The 22,374-nt window shown below is 38.5% G+C and carries 21 protein-coding genes and 3 pseudogenes; 12 read left to right on the top strand and 12 right to left on the bottom strand.

Annotated features, from left to right (window positions below):
* Positions 1-8: 8 nt before the first annotated feature.
* From ACFIKI_RS01565 to ACFIKI_RS01540, 6 genes and pseudogenes are all read left to right on the top strand, one after another.
* Positions 9-1,175 (top strand): tyrosine-type recombinase/integrase, encoded by a 1,167-nt coding sequence (locus tag ACFIKI_RS01565; protein ID WP_375665368.1) that lies wholly within the window; start codon positions 9-11, stop codon positions 1,173-1,175.
* Between the two features lie 292 nt (positions 1,176-1,467).
* A pseudogene (locus tag ACFIKI_RS01560) lies at positions 1,468-1,764 on the top strand (late control protein); the annotation flags it as partial.
* 295 nt (positions 1,765-2,059) lie between these two features.
* Positions 2,060-2,608, top strand: coding sequence for a ubiquinol-cytochrome c reductase iron-sulfur subunit (petA, locus tag ACFIKI_RS01555; protein WP_375665367.1), 549 nt, complete (start codon positions 2,060-2,062; stop codon positions 2,606-2,608).
* A 4-nt stretch (positions 2,609-2,612) separates the two neighbouring features.
* Positions 2,613-3,869, top strand: coding sequence for a cytochrome bc complex cytochrome b subunit (locus ACFIKI_RS01550; protein WP_375665366.1), 1,257 nt, complete (start codon positions 2,613-2,615; stop codon positions 3,867-3,869).
* The gene (locus ACFIKI_RS01545) at positions 3,863-4,759 is read left to right on the top strand and encodes a cytochrome c1 (RefSeq protein ID WP_375665365.1); all 897 of its coding nucleotides are present in this window, start codon (positions 3,863-3,865) and stop codon (positions 4,757-4,759) included. Before ACFIKI_RS01550 ends, ACFIKI_RS01545 begins: the two co-directional genes overlap by 7 nt.
* Before the next feature lie 110 nt (positions 4,760-4,869).
* Entirely contained in the window at positions 4,870-5,310 is a 441-nt protein-coding gene (locus ACFIKI_RS01540; protein WP_375665364.1) for a PRC-barrel domain-containing protein, read from the top strand.
* A 159-nt stretch (positions 5,311-5,469) separates the two neighbouring features.
* Here ACFIKI_RS01540 and ychF read toward each other — a convergent pair whose 3' ends face one another.
* The gene (ychF, locus tag ACFIKI_RS01535) at positions 5,470-6,573 is read right to left on the bottom strand and encodes a redox-regulated ATPase YchF (RefSeq protein ID WP_375665363.1); all 1,104 of its coding nucleotides are present in this window, start codon (positions 6,571-6,573) and stop codon (positions 5,470-5,472) included.
* A gap of 268 nt (positions 6,574-6,841) precedes the next feature.
* On the opposite strand from ychF, the gene ACFIKI_RS01530 reads away from it, so the two are divergent.
* Positions 6,842-7,585 carry a L,D-transpeptidase gene (locus tag ACFIKI_RS01530; RefSeq protein WP_375665362.1) on the top strand — a complete coding sequence of 248 codons (744 nt, stop codon included), beginning with the start codon at positions 6,842-6,844 and terminating at the stop codon, positions 7,583-7,585.
* Positions 7,586-7,780: 195 nt separating this feature from the next.
* On the opposite strand, the gene pth is transcribed toward ACFIKI_RS01530, so the two are convergent.
* A complete protein-coding gene (gene pth / locus ACFIKI_RS01525; protein WP_375665360.1) occupies positions 7,781-8,407 on the bottom strand; it encodes an aminoacyl-tRNA hydrolase in 627 nt (208 codons plus the stop codon).
* Positions 8,408-8,483: 76 nt separating this feature from the next.
* A complete protein-coding gene (locus tag ACFIKI_RS01520) occupies positions 8,484-9,113 on the bottom strand; it encodes a 50S ribosomal protein L25/general stress protein Ctc (RefSeq protein WP_375665359.1) in 630 nt (209 codons plus the stop codon).
* Positions 9,114-9,399: 286 nt separating this feature from the next.
* Here ACFIKI_RS01520 and ACFIKI_RS01515 point away from each other — a divergent pair, with 286 nt between their 5' ends.
* Positions 9,400-10,899 carry a helicase HerA domain-containing protein gene (locus tag ACFIKI_RS01515; protein ID WP_375665358.1) on the top strand — a complete coding sequence of 500 codons (1,500 nt, stop codon included), beginning with the start codon at positions 9,400-9,402 and terminating at the stop codon, positions 10,897-10,899.
* Here ACFIKI_RS01515 and ACFIKI_RS01510 read toward each other — a convergent pair.
* The 4 genes from ACFIKI_RS01510 to lgt all read right to left on the bottom strand — a co-directional run bounded on the left by ACFIKI_RS01510 (position 10,896) and on the right by lgt (position 15,129).
* A complete protein-coding gene (locus tag ACFIKI_RS01510; protein ID WP_273791232.1) occupies positions 10,896-11,828 on the bottom strand; it encodes a ribose-phosphate pyrophosphokinase in 933 nt (310 codons plus the stop codon). The genes ACFIKI_RS01515 and ACFIKI_RS01510 overlap by 4 nt on opposite strands.
* Before the next feature lie 474 nt (positions 11,829-12,302).
* Positions 12,303-13,094: a peptidoglycan editing factor PgeF gene (pgeF, locus tag ACFIKI_RS01505; RefSeq protein WP_375665357.1), complete on the bottom strand. Its 792-nt coding sequence runs from the start codon at positions 13,092-13,094 to the stop codon at positions 12,303-12,305.
* A 102-nt stretch (positions 13,095-13,196) separates the two neighbouring features.
* On the bottom strand, positions 13,197-14,276 hold the full coding sequence (locus tag ACFIKI_RS01500; protein WP_375665530.1) for a class I SAM-dependent methyltransferase: 1,080 nt from the start codon (positions 14,274-14,276) through the stop codon (positions 13,197-13,199).
* The gene (lgt, locus tag ACFIKI_RS01495; RefSeq protein ID WP_375665355.1) at positions 14,251-15,129 is read right to left on the bottom strand and encodes a prolipoprotein diacylglyceryl transferase; all 879 of its coding nucleotides are present in this window, start codon (positions 15,127-15,129) and stop codon (positions 14,251-14,253) included. The genes ACFIKI_RS01500 and lgt overlap by 26 nt, the downstream gene beginning before the upstream one ends.
* 303 nt (positions 15,130-15,432) lie before the next feature.
* Between lgt and ACFIKI_RS01490 the strand changes: the two genes are divergently transcribed.
* Complete coding sequence (locus ACFIKI_RS01490; RefSeq protein ID WP_273791228.1) at positions 15,433-15,678, top strand: accessory factor UbiK family protein; 246 nt, start codon at positions 15,433-15,435, stop codon at positions 15,676-15,678.
* A 403-nt stretch (positions 15,679-16,081) separates the two neighbouring features.
* Positions 16,082-16,582 (top strand): YbjN domain-containing protein, encoded by a 501-nt coding sequence (locus tag ACFIKI_RS01485; protein ID WP_375665354.1) that lies wholly within the window; start codon positions 16,082-16,084, stop codon positions 16,580-16,582.
* 45 nt (positions 16,583-16,627) lie between these two features.
* On the opposite strand, the gene ACFIKI_RS01480 is transcribed toward ACFIKI_RS01485, so the two are convergent.
* Together ACFIKI_RS01480 and ACFIKI_RS01475 are read right to left on the bottom strand one after the other, a co-directional pair.
* The gene (locus ACFIKI_RS01480) at positions 16,628-17,968 is read right to left on the bottom strand and encodes an ATP-binding protein (protein ID WP_375665353.1); all 1,341 of its coding nucleotides are present in this window, start codon (positions 17,966-17,968) and stop codon (positions 16,628-16,630) included.
* 7 nt (positions 17,969-17,975) lie between these two features.
* Entirely contained in the window at positions 17,976-18,680 is a 705-nt protein-coding gene (locus ACFIKI_RS01475) for a response regulator (protein ID WP_375665352.1), read from the bottom strand.
* Between the two features lie 144 nt (positions 18,681-18,824).
* Between ACFIKI_RS01475 and ACFIKI_RS01470 the strand changes: the two genes are divergently transcribed.
* The gene (locus ACFIKI_RS01470) at positions 18,825-19,475 is read left to right on the top strand and encodes an MBL fold metallo-hydrolase (RefSeq protein ID WP_375665529.1); all 651 of its coding nucleotides are present in this window, start codon (positions 18,825-18,827) and stop codon (positions 19,473-19,475) included.
* Between the two features lie 69 nt (positions 19,476-19,544).
* Here ACFIKI_RS01470 and ACFIKI_RS01465 read toward each other — a convergent pair whose 3' ends face one another.
* Positions 19,545-20,168 carry a BA14K family protein gene (locus tag ACFIKI_RS01465; RefSeq protein ID WP_375665351.1) on the bottom strand — a complete coding sequence of 208 codons (624 nt, stop codon included), beginning with the start codon at positions 20,166-20,168 and terminating at the stop codon, positions 19,545-19,547.
* A gap of 472 nt (positions 20,169-20,640) precedes the next feature.
* Positions 20,641-21,029, bottom strand: a pseudogene (locus tag ACFIKI_RS01460) (sensor histidine kinase); the annotation flags it as partial.
* A 12-nt stretch (positions 21,030-21,041) separates the two neighbouring features.
* Between ACFIKI_RS01460 and ACFIKI_RS01455 the strand changes: the two are divergent.
* Positions 21,042-21,354, top strand: a pseudogene (locus ACFIKI_RS01455) (MBL fold metallo-hydrolase); the annotation flags it as partial.
* Positions 21,355-21,424: 70 nt separating this feature from the next.
* On the opposite strand, the gene ACFIKI_RS01450 reads toward ACFIKI_RS01455, so the two are convergent.
* Positions 21,425-22,183, bottom strand: a complete 759-nt coding sequence (locus ACFIKI_RS01450; RefSeq protein WP_375665350.1) for a BA14K family protein — start codon at positions 22,181-22,183, stop codon at positions 21,425-21,427.
* Positions 22,184-22,374: the final 191 nt, after the last annotated feature.

The raw sequence follows: 22,374 nt of genomic DNA, 5'->3' as shown, positions 1-22,374 counted from the left end.
GAGTAAAAATGGCTCTTATGAACCGTCTTAATGCAAGGGCTGTCGCAACATTGGGGGCTGGCAAATATAATGATGGTGCCGGCTTGTTACTTCATAAGCGTAAAGATGGAGGTGCGCAATGGATTTACCGTTATACCATTCACGGGCGCCGTCGCGAAATGGGCTTGGGTGCATTAAGAGATGTCTCTTTAAAACAAGCACGTGAATTGGCAACTGGGTGGCGTTCGGTTTTACGTGAGGGGCGTGACCCTATTAAAGAACGCAATAAACAAAAGCGTGAAGCAATAAGCAATCTTCATTATTTAAAAGATATTGCTTTAGAGACTTTTGAAAGTCGGAAAGCTGAATTAAAAAGGGATGGGAAAGATGGACATTGGTTTTTACCTCTACGCCTTCATATTCTCCCTAAATTAGGTTGCCTCCCCGTTTCAGAGATTACACAAACAGAGATATGCGATACCCTTGCCCCTATTTGGCATACAAAAGCTGGAACTGCTTATAGAGCTCTTAATCGTCTTAATCTTTGTCTCAAACATGCGGCTGCATTAGGTTTGGATGTTGATTTACAGGCAACCGAAAAAGCACGCACTCTCTTAGGGAAACAACGTCATAAGGTTATTAATAGACCAACTATGGATTGGAGAGATGTGCCGGCTTTTTATCAAACGCTTTGTCAAAAAATAACTATGACACAACTGGCTTTGCGTTTGCTTATTCTGACAGGCGTTCGAACAAATCCTTTACGTCATATCCATAAGGATCAAGTTGAGGGTAATATATGGACTATCCCTGCTGAGAATATGAAAGGCAAGCGTGATGCTACAACAAAATTTCGTGTGCCCTTATCAATAGAGGCATTAGAAGTTTTAAAAAAAGCGCGCTTGCTTTCTCGCAATGATTTCTTTTTTTCTGCTAGAGGTCGCGGTCCCCTCGCTGAGAAGTGTATGTATATTTACATGAGACGTAATAAACTTGAAGCCTGCCCCCATGGATTTCGCTCTAGTTTACGTAATTGGCTCGCTGAAACAACCGATGCTCCCTATGAGGTCGCTGAAACCATTCTAAGTCATACGGTAGGAGGGCAAGTAGAGTGTGCCTATCGTCGTACTGATTATCTAGAACAGCGCCGTGTTTATATGGATAAATGGGCGGCTTATGTCACTGGTCAAACCTAAGATATGGGGTGCATAACCCCATTATCTGTGGATAACTTTAGCTCTCTTGTCTCTCATTCTTTCTCAATAAGAGTCATAAAGATTCACATCAAAAATTGCATGATAACATATTGTTTTCTATAAATAAAACACATTCAAAAATGAACCAAAATATGGTTAATAAATGCTTATGGTTTGTTTATATTTTTTTAGTTTGATTGATTCAAGATACACAGATTTGAAATGAGAGAATCCTACGTTATTCGGGGTTCTAATTCAATATAAATAACTCTAAATTATCATTATAAATCAATGTATTATAAGTAGAAATCCCTTTGTGCAAACCGAAGCAAAGCTGGTTTAGGATTCCCTTTTCCGCCCTTATATTCCAACAGAATGGTGCATAAAAAACGTTAAACACAAGCTCGATAAAACAGGTCGATATACAACAAAAATAGAGTGCGAACTTTTTGATGAAACGCAAGAAGATGCAGCTGGAAACGTAGCTAACACCCCACCAGACAAAGACGATATTCTTGACCAAAATGCTCCATCAGACGCATGTGATGACGGCGAAAGCATCATCCATATGGATGAAGAGAAGACATGATCGGTTATAATCCAGATTTAATCCCCTCATTAAAAAGGTTGCTTAAGTACCTCCCTTCCTCCATCTTTAAAAGTGGGAAGTGGTTAATATATTAAAGTTACATGTGTGGAACTGATCGTTCAAGAGGTTATACAGCCAAGCAAAACCCCATGGTACGTATAAAGCATACAAATGATAGGAGTTTTTTTAAATAGGGATATTTCATAGTTAAGGCACCTAAATGATCAGGCATTGTACAATGGGAAAGGGTATGATAAAAAAACGTTTTAACAAGGTGTCTCTTTAAGTTAAGGCAATGGGTAAGCAGACGAGGCGGGATTTTCTGTTTTTGGTAACAGCTGTTGCAGGAGCAGTTGGAATGGGGGTGGTTACGTGGCCTTTTATCCGTCAGTTGCGTCCAGATGAGGCTGTTTTGGCATCTTCTTCCGTTGAGGTTGATCTTTCTGGTATTGAAGAGGGGATGTCGGTGACGGTAAAGTGGCGAGGGCAGCCTGTTGTTATTCGAAACCGTACAGCGAAAGAAATTGCTGATGCGCGCGCTACTGAATTGAGTTTTCTAAAAGATCGTCAAGCGCGCAATCCTAATATTGAAGGTGAAAAAGAAGCAACGGATTTTGCACGTTCAGCAGGTAAAGGGCGTGAAAATTGGCTTATTGTCATTAATCTTTGTACGCATTTAGGCTGTGTAACACTTGAACAATCGGGAAAATTGGGAGGGTGGTTGTGTCCGTGTCATGGGTCTGTTTATGATACAGCTGGAAGAATACGGTCGGGTCCAGCTAACTATAATTTGGCTATTCCACCTTACCAATTTCTTTCTGATACTTTGCTCAAAATAGGATAAGGTTATGACAAAGTTTTCTCCTTATTGTCCTAAAAATGCTTTTGCCCGTTGGTTTGATAAGCGTTTTCCTCTTCCTCGTTTTTTTTATAATGCATTTGTGATTTTTCCTGTTCCGCGTAATCTTAATTACTTTTACACATTTGGCGGTATTTTAACCATTATGCTTTTATCACAGCTCTTGACTGGTATTGTCTTGGCTATGCATTATGTTCCAGATATTCATTTGGCTTTTGAAACTAGTGAACGATTTCGGCGTGAAGGGCAGTTTGGTTGGCTTTTTCGTCCATGGCATTGTGTAGGCTCTTCGTTTTTTTTTATTGCTGTTTATATCCATTTGGCACGTGGACTTTATTATGGTTCTTATAAAAACATGCGAGAAATGGTATGGGTTACAGGTATTTTTATTTATATCATCATGATGGCAATAGCATTTTTTGGTTATGTGCTTGTTTGGGGGATGATGTCTATTTCAGCGGCTTCAGTGATTGCAGGGCTTTTTAAAACGATACCTTTGGTGGGGATATGGTTGCATGAGACACTTCTGGGTGGTTATATCGTAGGACAACCAACGTTGAATCGTTTTTATGTTTTCCATTATGTTTTATCATTTGTTTTGCTTCTTTTTGTGGGGCTGCATATTTGGGCAATTCATTGTGTTGGGCAAGGCAATCCAACAGGTCTTGCTATACAATCAGATAAGGAAACGGTTCCATTTTCGCCTTATGCGCTTATCAAAGATATTCTTGCTATGACTGTTTTTCTCATCTTCTTTGCCTGGTTTTTGTTTTATATGCCCGATTATATGGGGCAGGCTGAAAATTATAGTGTGGCAGATCCTTTAAAGGCACCTCTTCGTGTGGTTCCAGAATGGTATTTCTTGCCTTTTTATGCGATGCTTCGTGCTATAACCTTTGATATTGGTATTTTTTCTTCAAACTTTGTTGGTTTTGTTTTATTCGTCAGTTCGATTTGCATTTTAATTTTTGTGCCATGGTTAGATCGCTCTAAAGTATGTGCAGCAAGATATCGACCTGTTTATAAAATTTTCTTTTGGGCGTTGGTTATTGATGTCGTTTTTCTTGGGTGGTTGGGGTCAAGAGAAATAAGTGACAAAATTCTTTTATGGACACAATTGGCTACGGTTTATTATTTTATATTTTTTTTGGTTATTTTGCCGACTTTACCAGCGTTTGAAAAAAATTGTTCTCTTCCTTCTTCAATTATGCAAGATTTAAAACAGAAAAAAAAGAGACTATGGTAAATGTTTTTGTCGGGCTGGTTGTTATTGTTGCCATGGGCTTTTCTGCTCAGAGTTTAGCGAGTGATGCCTCTGATCAGGAAGAGGGATTTATTTCTTTTCCTTTACAGATTCCTAAAAAACAAGAATGGAGTTTTTCAGGTCCATTTGGGCTTTATGATAAGGCGCAATTGAGGCGCGGATTAAAGGTTTATAGACAAGTTTGTTCCAGCTGCCATGGGCTAAAATATGTGGCTTTTCGCAATTTAAAAGCTCTTGGGTATGATCAAGAACAGATCAAAGCTTTGGCGGGGCAATATGAAGTGCGCGATGGTCCTAATCGAGAAGGAAAATTTTTTAAACGTGCTGGGGTTGCAACGGATTATTTTCCTTCTCCCTTTGCGTATGAAGAAGAAGCAAGATTTATTTTGAATAGTGCTTATCCTCCAGATTTGTCATTGATGGCACGTGCACGTGGTGTATCTTTGCCGTTTCCTGCTTTAATTACGGATATTTTGACTCATTATGATACAGCTGGTCCAGATTATATTACAGCTCTTTTAACAGGATATCAGAAGGCACCGAAGGAGATAAAAATTGCGAATGGTTATTGGTATAATCCTTATTTTATTTCCGATAATTCTTTAACTATGGCTCCTCCTTTGAGTGATGGTATGGTTGCTTATGAAGATGGAACCCCAGAAATTATTGAACACTATGCGCGCGATGTTTCTGCTTTTTTGATGTGGGCTGCCGATCCTCATATGGAAATTCGTAAAAAAACCGGTTTTCGTGTTATTTTATTTTTAATCATTTTTGCAGGGCTTGTTTATATTTTAAAAAATCGTATTTGGTGTGGTTTAGAAGAAGAGTTAGAGAAAGAAACAAAAGACGAAATAAAGAGAAAAGGGTAAAGCGACAAGGCTCGAAAGAGTATAGAGTATAAAGAGCATAAGGAACAAATCTTTTTATGATGCATTGAGGTTTTATAAAGTAAAAGCAAAGTAAAAATGGAGATGTTAAAATGAAAAAAATTGCATGTACTACTCTTATGTCAATTTTGATGGTTTCTAGTACTTATGCTCAGTCTTTTGAAGTGCCTTCAAAACCTGAAATGATCTCTTCGACGGGTATTGTGCAGGTGGGGATAGATAAGTCTGTGCGTTATGTGACACCTTTAGCAACGGATTTTGTTGCTTCCAGTCTTATAGGCGCCAATGTATATAATATAGAAGATGAAAATATTGGTGAAGTAAAAGATATTATTTTACGTGAAAATAATATTGCAGGATTTGTTATTGCTGTTGGTGGTTTTCTTGGTATAGGCGAGAGTTATGTGGTCGTTTCTCCAGAAACAATCCAGATGACAAATGATTATGGTAAATGGAAACTCATTACAAATGCGACAAAAGATTCTTTAAAGGATGCTCCAACATTTAAATACGAAGGGCGTTGGGCACACTAATTCTATCTTTCTATTCTTTAAGGGATCAAGCTGTTGCTATCATAATAATATGCTAGCAACAGCTTTTTTGTTCCAAAAACTCTTGAGAGCTTTTGCGACAAGATTCCAAGGAGCTATTATCAAAGTTTTCAAGATAAATTATTAAGACAGAGTGAAGATTTAAGTATTATGTTTAAATAACATGACATCGCCATCTTGCACAATGTATTCTTTTCCTTCATCACGGGCTTTTCCTGCTTCTTTTGCACCGCTTTCTCCACCCAGAGCAATATAGTCATTGTAGCTGATGGTTTGGGCACGAATGAAACCGCGCTCAAAATCTGAATGAATAACGCCAGCTGCTTGGGGAGCTTTTGTACCACGCGTAATTGTCCAAGCTCGTGTTTCCTTAGGCCCACAGGTGAAGTAAGTAATGAGATCAAGTAAATGGTAACCAGCGCGAATGAGGCGATTGAGACTCGGTTCAAAGAGTCCTAAAGCATTGAGATATTCTGATGCTTCAGCATCACTCAGTTGTGTGATTTCCGCTTCGATAGAAGCAGAAATGATAATGCTTTGCGCATTTTGCTCTGTTGCCATTTTTTCAACTGTTTGGGTAAAGCTATTTCCATGAGCGGCGTCATTTTCGCTTACGTTGCAAACATAAAGTACAGGCTTGGAAGTTAAAAGATTCAAACTTTTAAGAATATGGTGTTCATCGGAAGAGATATCTTTGAGCAATAAGCGGACAGGGTTTCCCTGTTGTAGTATGTTTAATGCTTTTTCCATAACGGGTAGAATTGCGAGAGCTTCTTTGTCTTTTCCAGTTGCTCGTTTACGAATTTGTACGATTCGTCTATCAAGACTTTCAAGATCCGCAAGCATGAGCTCGGTTTCAACCGTTGTTGCATCACTAACAGGATCAATACGTCCTTCTACGTGGGTAATATCTTCGTTTTGAAAACAGCGTAAAACGTGGACAATGGCATCGACTTCGCGAATATTGGCTAGAAATTTGTTCCCTAAACCTTCGCCTTTTGAAGCACCTCGTACAAGTCCCGCAATATCAACGAAGTTAATGCGTGTAGGAATTATTTCTTTTGAACCAGCGATTGATGCAATTTTTTCCATTCGTAAATCTGGAACAGCAACTTCACCGGTATTGGGTTCAATGGTACAAAAAGGATAATTGGCAGCCTGTGCAGTGGCTGTTTTTGTTAATGCATTAAAAAGAGTTGATTTCCCGACATTAGGTAATCCGACAATACCACATTTAAAGCCCATGAGAGTCTTTCTTTTCTATTGATTTTATGGTCAAGATAAAGCTTCTTTTTTATAGCATATTTTCAGAAGAGTTATAGTCCTTGTCTTGCGATAAGTGAGAAAAAAGTCTACAGTGACAAACAATCTACTTGTTTTACCTTAGTTCTTCTTATCTTAATGTTCTCCTTAGTTTCAAGGATAAGAAAACTTCGAATTAATGTTAATATTGTGCTAAGTTTTTCATGGTATGCAAATCTGCAATAAATAATTAATCGGAGAAAATAGAAGAGTGTTATCTCGTTGTGCCTTTTTAATTGCAGCACTTTTAGCTTTGGCTGGATGTGCTACACATCAGTCAGATATGTCATCGGTTCCTGTTCAACAAATTCGATACATTCCACCGGAGATACAAGCTTTATACGGTCCTGTAACGAATGAGGCTTATTTGTTACCTGCTGTTGATCTTGCGACAATTGAACCAAAGTTTTGGCGACAAGAAGTGCTTTATTATACATCTTATCCCCCTGGAACATTGGTTATTGATACGCAAGAATGTTTTCTTTACCTTATTGGTGAAAATGGGAAAGCTTTACGTTATGGGATTGGAGTCGGTAAAGAAGGCCTAGCATTTGAAGGTGAGGGGGTTATACAGCGCAAGCGTCGGTGGCCAAATTGGGCTCCTACTGCAGCTATGATGGCTCGAGAACCAGAACGTTATGGTCATCTTGGGAAAGGAATGCCACCAGGGCCCGATAATCCATTAGGTGCGCGGGCACTTTATTTGTTCAAAAATGGAAAAGATACACTTTTCCGTATTCATGGCTCACACGAATCGTGGTCAATTGGGCGTGCTATTTCAAGTGGGTGCATTCGTTTGCTTAATCAAGATATTATCGATCTTTATGATCGTGTTCCCGTTGGTTCGCGTGTTGTGGTGTTGCAAAACAATAGGAGTATTCCTACAGTTTATAGTCAACAATCAAATGGCTACGGTCCGCTACAGTCGACCATTCAGCCAAATGAATTTTTTTAATTTGGGGGAGAGGATTGGAGAGAGCCATTTAAGTATTTTGGTTTTCTGTTCAATCTTCTCTTTCTCTTAAAAGAGAAGATAAGCCTTTCTTTCTCAAAAGTGTATACAAGCTTGTATTTTGATTCTATTTTCTAGCTTCTCACGTTGCCAACAGATTTTGTCTTTGAGAAAGTTTATAAGAGGATTTTTTCTTTTTTAAGAGTTCTTATCCATATTCTTCACGCGACTGGGACACGCAAGCCAATGGTTCTGATTGTTTTTTATCGTTTGTGAAACTTCATTCATAAAAAGGGATTTATCATCTTTTATAAGGAGAGCGATATTTTTTGCAATTGTCTCTAAGAGAGGGGATAACCATTCTTGATCAGATTTGGTAAAATTCCCCAAGACATGTTGATGAACAAGTTCTTTGCTTCCAGGATGACCAATTCCTATGCGTATACGACAATAGTCAGTACCACAATGGGCATCAATAGACTTAATGCCATTATGCCCATTATTTCCTCCACCAATTTTTATACGAACTTTTCCCGGTGACAGGTCTAACTCATCATAAATGATGATCAAATTCTTCAAATCTAATTTATAAAATCGCAAAGCTTCACCGATAGCTTGACCAGAGAGATTCATAAAAGTTTGTGGTTTTATAAGAAAAATTTTCTCATTATTTATGAAACCATTGGAGATTTCTGCTTGAAACTTCTTTGACCATGGAGAAAAAGAGAAGGACTGATAAATGGCATCAACAGCCATAAAGCCGATATTATGGCGGTTGTTTTGATATTGTAAACCAGGATTGCCAAGACCAGCAATAAGCCACATGTGCATCTTCAGTCAAAGTATGAGTAAGGGTAATGTCTCATAAATTAAGGCGGAACAAATTTCCGCCTTTTGAGTTTTATGAAGTTTGTGTGTCTTCTTCATTATTTTCTTGTTCAGAAGTTTCATCACTGACATCCATGCCAGCAGGAGCTGCAATGGTTGCAATGGTAAAGTCTCGATCTTGGATGATGGGAGTCACATCTTTTGGCAGTTGTACTGCTGAAATATGAATAGAATCACCAATAGAGTAGCTGGAGAGATCAATTTCAATAGCTTCAGGAATAGCACTTGCTGGAGCAGTACATTCAATTTCGTGCCGAACAATATTGAGAACACCTCCCTTTTTAAGTCCGGGTGCTGTATCTTCATTGAGGAAGTGGACGGGAATATTCACTTCTACAACGGATTTTGCTGAAATGCGTAAGAAATCTACATGAAGGGGAAAGTCACGCACGGGATCGAGTTGATAGTCTTTTGGCAAGACCATAATTTTTTGCTTGTCAAGAACAATTGTTGCAATAGTGGTACGAAAACCACCGGCGTGAATTTTGTAGAAAATTTCTTTATAGGGAACTGTTATTGCCAAAGGAGGTTGTTTTTCACCATAAATGACAGCAGGAATAAGACCGTTGCGGCGAAGTTCACGGGAGGACCCCTTACCAACCCGCTCGCGTTTTTCGGCCTTAAGAGTGTAGCTTTTGCTCATAATTTAAGTCCTTTTTACATGATTGGAGATCCTTCAAAAACAGTAATAGTTTTTGCACGGATATGAAGATATGCGCTAACCAACAGCGATCACTCCATTCTGCGTTGCCTCCAAGGGTGTCTACGCAGAAGTTTGTTCTATAGTTCAAACTATTCATAGATGCAAGAGTTGTGGGAAAAATCGATGATTTCTACCGTTAAAAAGGAGGAAATGTTACAAATTATAGTGCGGATGGAGAATCAACCAATATGCGCTAATATGTTCAAAATCAAACACTGGAGATGTTATGAAGGTTGAGATTGCCTTGGGTGAGATGTCAGAAAGTCGTGCTTTGCATAAATCGATGCCAGCACTTCTTGATTTGGAAGAATTATTGGCAACACGTCTTCTTGTACAAGGTAATTCTGGTTCAGGGAAATCACATCTTTTACGCCGTCTTCTGGAGCAAAGTGCTCAGTGGGTGCAGCATTGTGTGATTGATCCAGAAGGCGATTTTGTAACTTTGGCAGAAAAATTTGGTCATGTTATTGTAGAGGCTCAACGGAGCGAACTAGAATTGACACGTATTGCACATCGCATTCGACAACATCGGGTTTCGGTGGTATTTAATCTTGAAGGTTTGGACACTGAACAACAGATGCGTGCTGTGGGGGCTTTCCTTGGGGCACTGTTTGATGTGGAACGTGATTATTGGTATCCTATGCTTGTCGTTGTCGATGAAGCACAATTGTTTGCTCCAACCGCGGCAGGAGAAGTTTCTGATGAAGCACGTAAGATTTCTCTTAGCGCTATGACCAATCTGATGTGTCGAGGGCGTAAACGTGGTCTTGCTGGTGTTATTGCGACACAACGTTTGGCTAAGCTTGCCAAAAATGTTGCGGCTGAAGCTTCAAACTTTTTAATAGGGCGGACTTTTTTAGATATTGATATGGTGCGCGCCGCTGATCTTTTGGGGATGGAGCGTCGCCAAGCGGAAATGTTTAGAGATCTTGAACGAGGAAATTTTATAGCTTTAGGCCCTGCTTTATCACGACGTCCCTTACCAATTATTATCGGTTCTGTTGAAACTTTGGCACGCTCTTCTAGCCCTAAATTAATGCCACTTCCAACAGAGCGAGATGATGTACAAGAGCTCGTTTTTACTGCTTCACCAGAGGAAATTTTAACGCCATTTAAACAAACACGAGAGCCGATGAGGGAAAAATCAATGCACGAGATGTTAGAGGAGGTCGTGCATAAAAAACAAGAGTTGTTGGAAGAAAACCCGAGTTTATTTCCTGAACTTTCTGATGTTGAGCGTGACGGGCAAGCAGAACATATTATTCGGGAAATTCTTGAGGATTCTGAAGCTTTTTATCGTTCAACAGCGGTGCTTTATCAAGATTTTTCAGTTCGTTGTCGTATCCATGGTATGTCAAAGGTTCCTTTTAATCTTTCACAATTTCGGCGTAAGTTGGCTATTGCTCAGGCTTTTGTTGATGAACAAACGGCTGTCAGTGAACATTGGAAACATATTTTGCAAATATCAGAAAGTTTGGAAGAAGATGTTCAAGGAGTCTTCTTGAACGTGGCACAGTCCGCATTAGGGGGAAAGCCCTGTCCATCTGATGCATTTTTAGCACGTCTTTATGGGACTCATTCTTTAAGCCGTGCACGCCGACTTTTAACCTACTTTGAAGAGCGTGGACTTATTGTTATTCACACGCATTTTAGTGGTCAACGTATTGTTGCATTTCCTGATCTTGGTGTTGAAACAGCACCGGGAGACCCCAAGGAACCACTTTAACCAAATAAGCTGGAAACCGATTGTTCTGCTGCTGTCCTTGCTATTGCTTCTCCAATAAGGTCGGCAATGGGCAAAACACGAATATTATGGGTTTTCTCAATAGCTTGTGTTGGCATAATTGAATCTGTAATAACCAATTCTTTCATCTCTGAATTGGCAATTCGTTCGATTGCATTACCAGAAAGAACACCGTGCGTGATATAAGCCGTGACACTATTGGCACCATGTTTAAGCAGAGCACTTGCTGCATTGCATAAAGTTCCACCTGAATCAACAATATCATCAAGCAAAAGGCAATCTTTTCCCGATACATCTCCAATGATATTCATAACTTCTGATTCACCGGGGCTTTCACGACGTTTATCCACAATAGCGAGCAAACTGTTCAAGCGCTTGGCGAGCGCGCGCGCGCGAACCACACCACCCACATCAGGTGAAACAACAATAACATTTTCAAGAGAATAATGCACTTTGACATCGCGAGAAATGACAGGAACAGCATAGAGATTATCTGTAGGGATATCAAAAAAACCTTGAATTTGTCCTGCATGAAGGTCCAATGTTAAAACACGATGGGCTCCTGCTTCAGTAATGAGATTGGCAACAAGTTTTGCAGAAATAGGAGTTCGTGGTCCTGGTTTTCTATCTTGGCGGGCATAGCCAAAATAGGGGATAACAGCTGTAATACGACGCGCAGAAGAACGACGAAGGGCATCAATCATGATGAGCAATTCCATCAAATGATCATTTGCGGGATAGGATGTAGATTGCAAAACAAAAACATCTTGTCCACGTACATTTTCATGCAGTTCTACGAAAATTTCTTGATCAGCAAAGCGTTTTACAGTTGCTTTGCCTAAGGGGATATTCAAATAATTTGCAACATCTTCAGCAAGGCGTGGATTAGAATTTCCGCAGAAAAGTTTCATAGTAGAACCTCTGAATCATCATGGTGGGAATGCGATACGGTTTTTAATTTCTTTTTATTAAATTGCAAGAGAACAATTACAAAAGCCTTACAATTTTATCGATTATTGTTAAAGAGCTATGCGGTATGTTGTCTCTTTTTCCAAAAGTTTATTACTGTTAGAGCAAAGTTTTTTCTCCATGTGGCAAAGAAATACATATAGATTAAGCTTTTTGGTTATTACTTTATAAAAAATGCTTTCAATATGGAGAATGTTTCATATTGAAGATGAATGAAGGGGAGTAATAAAATGAAGTATAATCTTGCCTTCAATCATTATAACCAAACATTGGAAATGATCATAGCGAAGGCAATCATATTTTATGGGCTGGTAGATAATTTCGTGAAAAAAGAAAAGTACAATGGGATTTATTTTTACATTTGGATAAAAAGTTTAGTTTTGCAGTTTTGGTATTGTTCCAAGTATAAAAGGGGCTCATCTTTTGTTTTTCAGCATAATAGCGGAAATTTGCCGTCCGTAATCGGGTTCGTTGCGGTGAATTGCACGGCGATAGGAGAAAAAACGCTGTTCATCTTGATAGGTACAAAGCTCTACACAAGAAGCATTAACGCCTGCTTCTTTGAGTTTGTTTATAATAAATGCCCATAGATTAAAGCGAAAATGATTGACTTTTTCTGTTTTTAAAAAATATTTTTGGTATTTGCTGTGGCAATCAATAAATTGGTTGTAAAATTCACTTGTTACTTCGTAGTGATAAGGGCCAATACAAGGTCCAAGGACTGCTGTTATTGATTGTCTTTTGGCTCCTTGTTTTTCCATAACAGCAATTGTTTTCTCGATAATTCCATTTAAGCTTCCACGCCAGCCAGCATGAGTTGCAGCGATGACTCCAGCTTGTGGATCAGCAAACAGAATGGGGCCGCAATCTGCTGTAAGAATCCCAATAACGAGTTCTGGGGTGGTCGTAACCAGAGCATCAGCTTGAGGAGGGGTACCGATAGTTGCTTGATGAGCTACGACAATGTTACAGGAGTGTATTTGATTGACTGTGACTAAATTTTTCGCCTCAATAGAAAAATAATTGGCGATCAAAAGACGATTCTGTACGATATGTTCAGGTTGATCATTTGAACCTTTCCCAACATTAAGACTATGATAAAGATTTTTTGAAACACCACCTTGACGTGTAAAAAATCCATGTTTTATCCCATGGATGTGTAAAGTAGAAAGATTTTTTGCAAGAATGGGATGAGGGATAGATTTCATAAAAGTTCCTTATGGAGATTATTTGAAGTGAGGGTGGAGATGTTCATATTTGTCAATGAACAGTTTAGATAATGATGTGCTTATTGACAAAAGCGCTGATCATCAAAATTGGGGAGGGATGGAGATGTTTTTATCACTGAAATGTAAAACTTTAAATAATTTTCCCATCTGATCTGGACCAGCGAGCCGTTCGATGTCTTGGCGGATTTTATCTTGCAAAGGAGTGCTTTTTCCCACTCCAAGCTGTTTTGCGCGCTCCAGTAGCCCCATTTTTAAAAGAAATTCTCCTTGCTCGAAGATTTCAGCAAAACAGCCCTGTTCAAGAGCGATGGTTTTTAAAAAAGAAAAATCAACATGGGATGTTAAATCATGTTCACCAGGGGCATCGAAAACATCACGAAATCTATGTTTTGAGAGAGCTTGCAGCGTATCACCAAAAGCAAGATCACAAGCACCATAGTCGATAAGTAAAGCAGAACCTGTTACTTGCACTAAATGGTGGCTGATTTGTTTCATGAACTGATGTCGTAAGGGGGCATGTTCAAAAATTGTTCCGTCAGGCACTTTAGAACAATAGGTTTGTAGACAAGAAGAGGGAAGTCTATGTGGGGCAGCAATAAAGATGAAATCTCCATTTTGATTGACTGTAATGCAGCGCTCTTTCCATTCTCCATTGACTTTAATATATTGGTTGATAGGGAGTGTATCGAGAAATTCATTAGCAATGAGGAAGAGAGGTTTTGAAGGAATTTGATTAAAATTTTCAATGCTATGGATTTGTTTTTGATAAGAGCAAAGGCGCTTTTTTTGTTCTTTTGCAAGTTTTTTGCTTATTTCTATCAGAAAAATTTCAGCAGCATTAAATGCCGTTTGAGAGAGCTTTTGGATAGTTCGCAAAATGTCATCCATCAAAGTTCCACGTCCTGGACCTATTTCAGCGAGAATAAAAGGATAAGGATAACCTTGAGCTTTCCAGCTTGCAAGAGTCCAAATGCCAATCATCTCTCCAAATAGTTGGCTTATTTCAGGTGCTGTAATGAAATCACCAGCACGTCCAAAAGGTGTTTGTGTTTGATAATAACCAAATTGAGAATCGGTGAGTGCCAACGTCATATATTGGCTAACAGTGATTGGTCCATTAAGGGCAATAATTTCTTTAATTTTTTCTTTGAGACTGGCCATTTTCTGTCGATTTATATTTAAAGGCATGGAGAAGAAGATATCCCCCTAAAAGAAACATGGGAAGAGATAAAGCCATGCCATAGGTAAAACCAGTAGAATGGAAAAGTGTGGAAAACCATTCTGGATCTTCTTGAGGAGCACGGTAAATTTCAGAAATGCTGCGTGCTATTGCATAGCCTATAATAAATATCCCTGATACAGTACCGGGACGTTTTAATGCTTTGAACCAAAAAATAAGAAGACACAGGATGATGAAGAGAAGAAATCCTTCCATAAATGCTTCATAAAGTTGGCTTGGATGGCGCGGTAAATAGTAAGGATCGAGAGGAAAACAAACAGCCCAAGGATGTGTAGTAATATTGCCCCATAATTCTTGGTTGATGAAGTTGCAAATTCGTACAATGCCGATACCAATAGGAGCACCTGCAGCAATGATATCAAACATGGCTCGTATGTTAATATGATTTTTACGGGCAAACCAGATCATAGCAATGATAATACCAATAAGTCCGCCATGAAAGGACATTCCCCCATCCCATACGGCAATGATAGCACTTGGATGGTTAAAATAGTAAATGGGATCCCATACAAGAACTTGTCCTAAACGTCCTCCAACAACAACACTTATGGCAGACCAGACAACAAAATCTCCGATCTTCTCTTTATCCATAGGAGGGTGGTTTCTATACCATAGAGATGTTTTTTTTAATAAATTTTGCGCATACCACCAAGCAAAAAGAATACCCAGCACGTAACCAAGTCCATACCAATGAAGTGTTATGGGACCTAGCTGGATAATGACAGGATTAAGAAAAGACGGAAAAGCAATGGCTGGACAAGACAAATTGTTCATGAGTTAAGCATCTTACATTATGAGATGAATATGAAGTGACTCTGATGATCAGAAATGACAGATGAATGCACAATGGTCAAGTCAGGAGGGAGGCAAGTTAGAAAAGGCAATAGATTTCCACTAGTTTATGTGGTAAAAGAATTATGATGATAAAAGGAATATAAAAAATTTTAAACAAAATCGTCATGAAATATCTGCACAGCAGGGTAAAAATAGGGTAAAAGGAACAAATTACAGTATCTAAATGTTATGAGAATACGCTATAATGCGTGCGTCAATAATTTAAATTTAAGGAAAAATATTATGCGTAATGGATCAAACCGTATTCTTGATGAATTAGCAAAATTAGCAACAGATGCTGCTGACGTTGCGCAAGGTATACGACGTGAAGCTGGAACAGCTTTTCGTGTGCAGGCTGAAAAGATAGCAAACAAACTTGATCTTGTTTCACGCGAAGAGTTTGAGACTTTTAAGGAGATGGTGCTGAAAATCCATGCTGATAATGCTGATTTGAAAAGGCGCCTTGATGATTTAAAAAAAGATGATTAAAAAAACGCAGACACAAAAAAGTAAAATAGTTTCTTAAAAAAAGAATCTTCAAAAAATATCCCCAATTTTTCAATATGATGCGTGAAACTAAAAAATGCTTAATCTTGAGTCTGTTAGAGCGGAGCATTTGTTTATTTTTGATTTTTTTTGGGGTAAAATACATTTTTTTGAATCAGGGGGGCTAGCGCTATGAAATTGTATCAATACACTGAAAAAACTTGATGATTCGTTTCATGATTATCATGTTTCCCTAAAGAGCGCGATTGTGTTCTAGGTGTTTGTGTTTTGTTGATGTTTTTAATGTGTATTTGTTTGGTGTAAGGGGTTTGATTGTAGCAAATATTGTTACAATTTAAGCGGTTTATATTCTGTTGACAATGTTTTAAGATAATTGAGGATTGTGATGAGGCTTGCATTTTGCGCCACAGAAAGAAAAGAGCATCCTGTTGATTTTATCGAACAGATTGCTTGTGAATATGATTGGTCGTTTGAGCGGGATGCGCAAGATGAAATTAGCGTTTGTGTGGAAGGGAAACGGGCCAATTATCGACTTGCTTTTTCATGGATAGAAGAGCATGAAGCACTGCATTTGGCTTGTTCATTTGATCTTTCTATTGAAAATGCCCGAACAGCCGAAATACAGCGCTTATTGTTAGCAATTAATGAAAAGTTGTTGTTGGGACATTTTGATTATTGGCAAAGGAATAATTCGGTTATTTACCGGCAAGGTCTTCTTTTGGCTGGTGGGGTGCATCCATCCCATATACAGGTTGAAACATTATTGATACATGCACTTAAGGCCTGTGAAAGCCATTATGTTGCATTTCAGATGGTGGCTTTATCAGGAGAAAGCGCTTACAAGGCACTGCAATACACTTTGTTTGAAACTGTAGGGAATGCTTAAAGTATCAAGTTTATGATTTTTACAGACTGTTTGCTGAAATATGGCTTATCGGGGAATTTCAAGAATAGCGCGCAATCCCCCGAGCGAGCTCTCATCTAATTGTATGTTGCCACCGTGGCTGCGTGCTATGTCTTGGGCAATAGAAAGACCAAGTCCTGTTCCACTTGCATCTTGGTTTCGTGCTTTATCAATTCTAAAAAATGGTTTAAAAACTTCTGTACGCATATTTTTATGAATTCCAGGTCCATCATCGTCGATGATTAATATAAAAGATTCTTGTTGAGAGTTGGCTGTTACTTTAACGGTCGTGCTGTGACAAAATGCATTTGATACAAGATTGCTAACCAAGCGTGTGAAAGCACGGGGACGTACTTGTATCTCTGTAGGTCCTTCAATGGTGTAAGAAAATTGACGTTTGTGAAGATGAGCATCGGCGGAGAATTTTTGCATAAGAGCATTTAAATCAAAAGTTTTGACACTTTCACTTCCTTCACCACGGGCGAAAGCAAGATAATCTTCTAATATATTTTGCATATCACTTACATCTTGCTCAAGCGGTTTAATATCAAAGTCAGTATTTGCTAATGCTAGCTGAAGTTTAAAACGTGTAAGAATAGTTCTTAAATCATGGCTTACGCCTGAGAGCATCATTGTGCGTTGTTCTATTTGGCGTTCAATACGTTCACGCATGCGTACAAAAGCGATGCCTGCACGACGAACTTCATCAGCTCCCTGTGGTTGAAATCCTTTTGGTAAAGGACGACCGCGTCCAAAGCTTTCTGCTGCTTCAGCCAATTGTTGAATCGGTTTGATTTGATTGCGCAAAAAGTAAATTGCTATCAGCAATAAAACAAGAGCTGTTCCTACCATCCAGCTTAAAAAAATAGCAGTATTGGAAGCATAGGCTTGGCTGCGTGGAGCAAAGACGCGTAAGATGTTGTGACCAAGGTGGATGCGGATTTCAACAAGATCAGAATCTCCTACAGTATCGATCCAGAAGGGACGGTTAATTTGGCGGGTGATTTCTTCACTTAGAAAATAATCAAGAATTGCAAAAAATGGCTTAGGTCCTGGTGGGGGTAAGGGGGCAGGAGATAAAATAGAAATGTTTAATCCCATACGTTGTTGTGCAATACGCTTGATATCTTCATAGTTATCTTGTTGTGGATATGTTTCAATAATATCAATAATGGCTGAAATATCATGCACGACAGCAGTTGAAAGACGCTCCGTTACCATTTGCCAATGACGTTCCATAAAGACGTAAGCAATGACCGTTTGCAGAAGCACCATGGGAGCAATAATAATGATCAAAGAACGAGCATAAAGCCGTTTAGGCATCTTTTTCGTTAGCCATCGAAAAAAAAATCTTAAAGGTTTGAACATTGTGCGCCTATTCAATTGAGAGTTTATACCCTATTCCTCGCACAGTTTGGAGCCATATAGGGAGTGCTGGATTTTTTTCTATTTTACGACGAAGGCGATTGATCTGCACATCAATGGCACGTTCACTTATATTGCTGTCATCGGTCGCGAATTTATGGCGCGGAATTGTATCGCCTGCATTTTCGGCAAAAATGATCATCATTTCTCGTTCTTTATCGGTTAATTTAATAATTTCTCCTCCTTTTTTGAGTTCGCGTCGCGGAATTGAAAATATATAAGGACCAAAAACGATTTGTTCAATTTTGGGTTGGCTAAGGGGAAAACCTCTTCGTAAAATGGCGTTGATGCGAAGGAGAAGTTCACGTGGGTCAAATGGCTTAGCCAGATAATCATCTGCGCCTGCTTCTAATCCACGGATACGATTGTCTGTTTCTGATAAAGCTGTGAGCATGAGGATAGGAACATCTTTTGTTTGGCGGAGTGAATGGGTAAGGCTGATACCGCTTTCACCAGGCATCATGACATCAACAATAAGAAGATCAAAATCTAAACTTGCCAACAGTCGTTTTGCTTCATTCGCATTGGCTGAAACTGAAACACGAAATCCATTTTTAATGAGAAACTGAAATAAAAGATTGCGAATACGTGTATCGTCATCAATCACAAGAAGGTGAGGGGCATCGTCACACAAAACTTGAACGTGATTGGTCATTTTTAAAAAAACCTTGATAAAAATTTAGTTTACACAAAATGCAAGTTTACATAAGTTGTATAAAGCTGTCGAGCAGCACCTTTACTTTAAAAGAGAGAAAGTTTTATTTATAAATTTAAAAAAATTACTTTTGAAAAGGATATGATGGGTAGTCTTAATATACATATTATTCCAGTTACAACATTCCAACAAAATTGCACTTTGCTTTTTGATAGTGAATGTAAAACGGGGGTTCTCGTTGATCCTGGTGGTGATTGGCCGCGGATTCAAGATGGAATCGAAAAGAATGGTGTTATCGTTGAGGCTATTTGGATAACACATGGTCATTTTGATCATGTGGGAGCAGCAATGCAAGTGAAAGAAGCGCTTAATGTAAAAATCATCGGTTCACATCGCGATGATAAGCCTGTGATGGATGCCGTGAGCGAAAGCGCAAAAAATTATGGCATCACTGATGCTTGCATCTGTATCCCTGATCAATGGTTAGAAGATGGTGAGTGCGTTCATTTTGCTGGACATGTGTTTAAGGTTTTTCACACCCCAGGACATTCCCCTGGTCATGTTATTTATTTCAATGAAAAAGAGCGCTTAGCCCTCTTGGGTGATGTTCTCTTTCGTGGTTCTATTGGACGTACGGACTTCCCCTTCTGTTCCCATGAAAAATTGATGCAATCTCTTCGAGAAAAAGTTTTACCCTTAGGCGATGATGTTTGTTTTATCTGTGGGCATGGTCCCCAAAGTAGCATAGGCTATGAGCGACAAAATAATCCTTTTCTTCAAGATTTTAATATATGAGCAAATAAAAAAACGCTTTGAAGCGTTTTTTTGTGCCATTTAAGACTTTTTAGTAGGGCAGAACAGAAGTTAATTTATTGGGGCATAACAAAAGTGTTCCACACCATTACGGTCTCGAAAGGTCCCTGTTTTAGGGTTGAAGGAACGGTATTTTTTCTTGCAATATTGAAGCCAATCAGATTCTAATGATTGTTGTACTGGCTCATATTTCACCGTTTGCGGAGCTTCATAAACTATCTGTTCTTGTGGAACCTGTTGATGTACAATTTGATGCTGTGGTGCAGTTTGATAAACAACTTGTGGCTGTTCTGGTTTTTTTAAAATTTTGCTGAGAAGTGCACCAGCTGCAAGAGCAAGAATGCCTATTGCTAAAGCTTCTCCTGAGTTATTTATATTAATACTACTGTGTTTTGTCTTTTTGCGCTCGACATAATGATATGTCTTATGTTCAACATGATGGTGTTGTTGTGCTCCCCACTTATGGCTAACATAATGACGCTTGTGGGGATTATCAAAAGAGTGATGTTCACTATGAGAAAAATGGGAGCTAAAATTGTGAGAAGGTAAACCAGCCTCTCTTCTCATATCATAGTTATGATACCATGCCATATCCGCAAGCGTTGGATCTAATGGCATCAAAACGGTCACAGTTGACATTACTGATAATACCGCTAATCTGATCACTTTTTTCATAATGATGCTCCTTGTGTAAATTCGTATTTTTCACATCCTACATGTGTCAAACTGAATAGAGCTTGAACAATTTTGGACTTTATTGTGACAAAAAAATAAAAATTCATTTAGTTAAAACTATTACCAATACAGTAAAATAAAATCATGACAGAATTTTGATTTCAATTAATGTACTCTTCTTAAGGTTAATTAAGCAGCTTGTATTTAGAGAACCAGATTTTTTATTATTGGTTATAAATTATTTATTGATGAGTACTTTTTTATTGCTTGATACAATATGAATTGAACAATAGGTGTATGAATAAAAGTTATCATTTTTTATTATAAGCTTATGGTGCTAAGATAGAACCTTATTTGTGTGATAAAATACAGTCCTGTTTGACTACTCTCTTGTGAGGCTAAATATTGAGTTCGATATCATATTATAACTGTATAAATATAATATATTGCGGGAACTTTTTTTGATATATGGGAAACATTCTTGTTGGGATATGGCAGTTAGTTTGACAGTATTGCTATGACAAAATGCGTTTGGCACAAGATTGCTGATGAGACGCGTGAAGGCACGTGGGAGTGCTTGTGTTTGTGTAGGGCTTTCAATGGTGTAGGAAAATTGATGTTTGTGAAGATGCGCATCGGTAGAGAATTTTTGCATAAGAGCATTTAAATCAAAAATTTTAACACACTCACTTTCTTCACTACGGGCAAAAGCAAGGTAATCTTCTAACATATTTTGCATGTCGCTCACATCTTGCTCAAGCGGCTTGATATCAAAGTTAGTATTTACTAACGCTAGCTGAATTTAAAACGGGTGAGAATGGTTCTTAAATCATGGCTTACACCCGAAAGCATCATGGTGCGTGTTCTATATAATTAGAAGATGGTGAGTGTGTGTATTTTGCTGGACATGAGTTTAGAGTTTTGCATACACTGGGGCATTCCCTTGGTCATGTTATTTATTTCAATGAAAAAGAGTGCTTAGCCCTCTTGGGTGATGTTCTCTTTCGTGGTTCTATTGGACGTACGGACTTCCCCTTCTGTTCTTATGAAAAATTGATGCAAATCCCTTCGAGAAAAAGTTTTACCCTTAGGCGATGATGTTTGTTTTATCTGTGGGCATGATCCCAAAAGTAGTATAGGCTATGAGCGCCAAAATAATTCTTTTCTTCAAGATTTTAATATATGAGCAAACACAAAAACGCTTTGAAGCGTTTTTTTTTGCCATTTAAGATTTTTTTAGTAGGACGGAACAGAAGTTAATTTATTGGGGCATAACAAATGTGTTCCAAACCATTACGGTCTCGAAAGGTCCCTGTTTTAGGGTTGAAAGAACGGTATTTTTTCTTGCAATAGTTAAGCCAATCAGATTCTAATGATTGCTGGCGTGGCTCATATGCCACCGTTTGCTGCACTTGATAAACTCTTTGATTTTGCGGAACTTTTTGATAAATTATCTGATTTTGTGGTACTATTTGATAAACCACTTGTGGCTGTTCTGTTTTTTTTAAAATTGTACCAAGAATCGTACCAGTTTTAAGATCAAGAATACCCACCGCTAAAGCATCTTCTGAGTTGTCTATATGAATATTACTGTGTTTTGTCTTTTTGCGCTCGACGTAATGATATGTTTTGTTTTCAAAATGATGATAATGGTGATGATGGTGTTGTTGTTCCGCCTTACTATGTTTGGCTTTAAATCTTCTCTTGTCATCATCAGAACGCTTGCGGAAATCATCAACAAACTTTTGGAAATCATCAGAAAAAAAGCCACGTTTTCTATCAGAACAATGGGAGCGAGAAAAACCGCAAGGCAGGATATCAGCTTTCTTCTTCATTTCCCTTATCGCATCATCTGTATCTGTTTCTTTACGCATCTTCCTCATCATATCATCTATTTCTCTCGAGATAGAGTCACTACGATACCATACCATATCCGCAAGCGTTGCATTTAGCGGCATAAAAACAGTCACAGTTGACATTGCTGATAATGCCGCTAACCTGACCACTTTTTTCATAATGATGCTCCTTGTGTAAATTCGTATTTTCACATCCTACACGTTTCAAACTGAATAGAGTCTGAACAATTTTGGACTTTATTGTGACAAAAAAATAAAAATTTATTTAGTTAAATCTATCGCGGAGACAGTAAAATGAAATCATAACAGAATTTTGATTTCAATTGATGTACTCTGCTTGAGGTTAATTA

Origin of the sequence: Bartonella sp. TT121SHDZB (assembly GCF_042193415.1) — a bacterium.
Classification (GTDB): domain Bacteria; phylum Pseudomonadota; class Alphaproteobacteria; order Rhizobiales; family Rhizobiaceae; genus Bartonella.
Note: the sequence above shows the minus strand (reverse complement) of the source record. Positions and strands in the feature narration are given on the sequence as shown.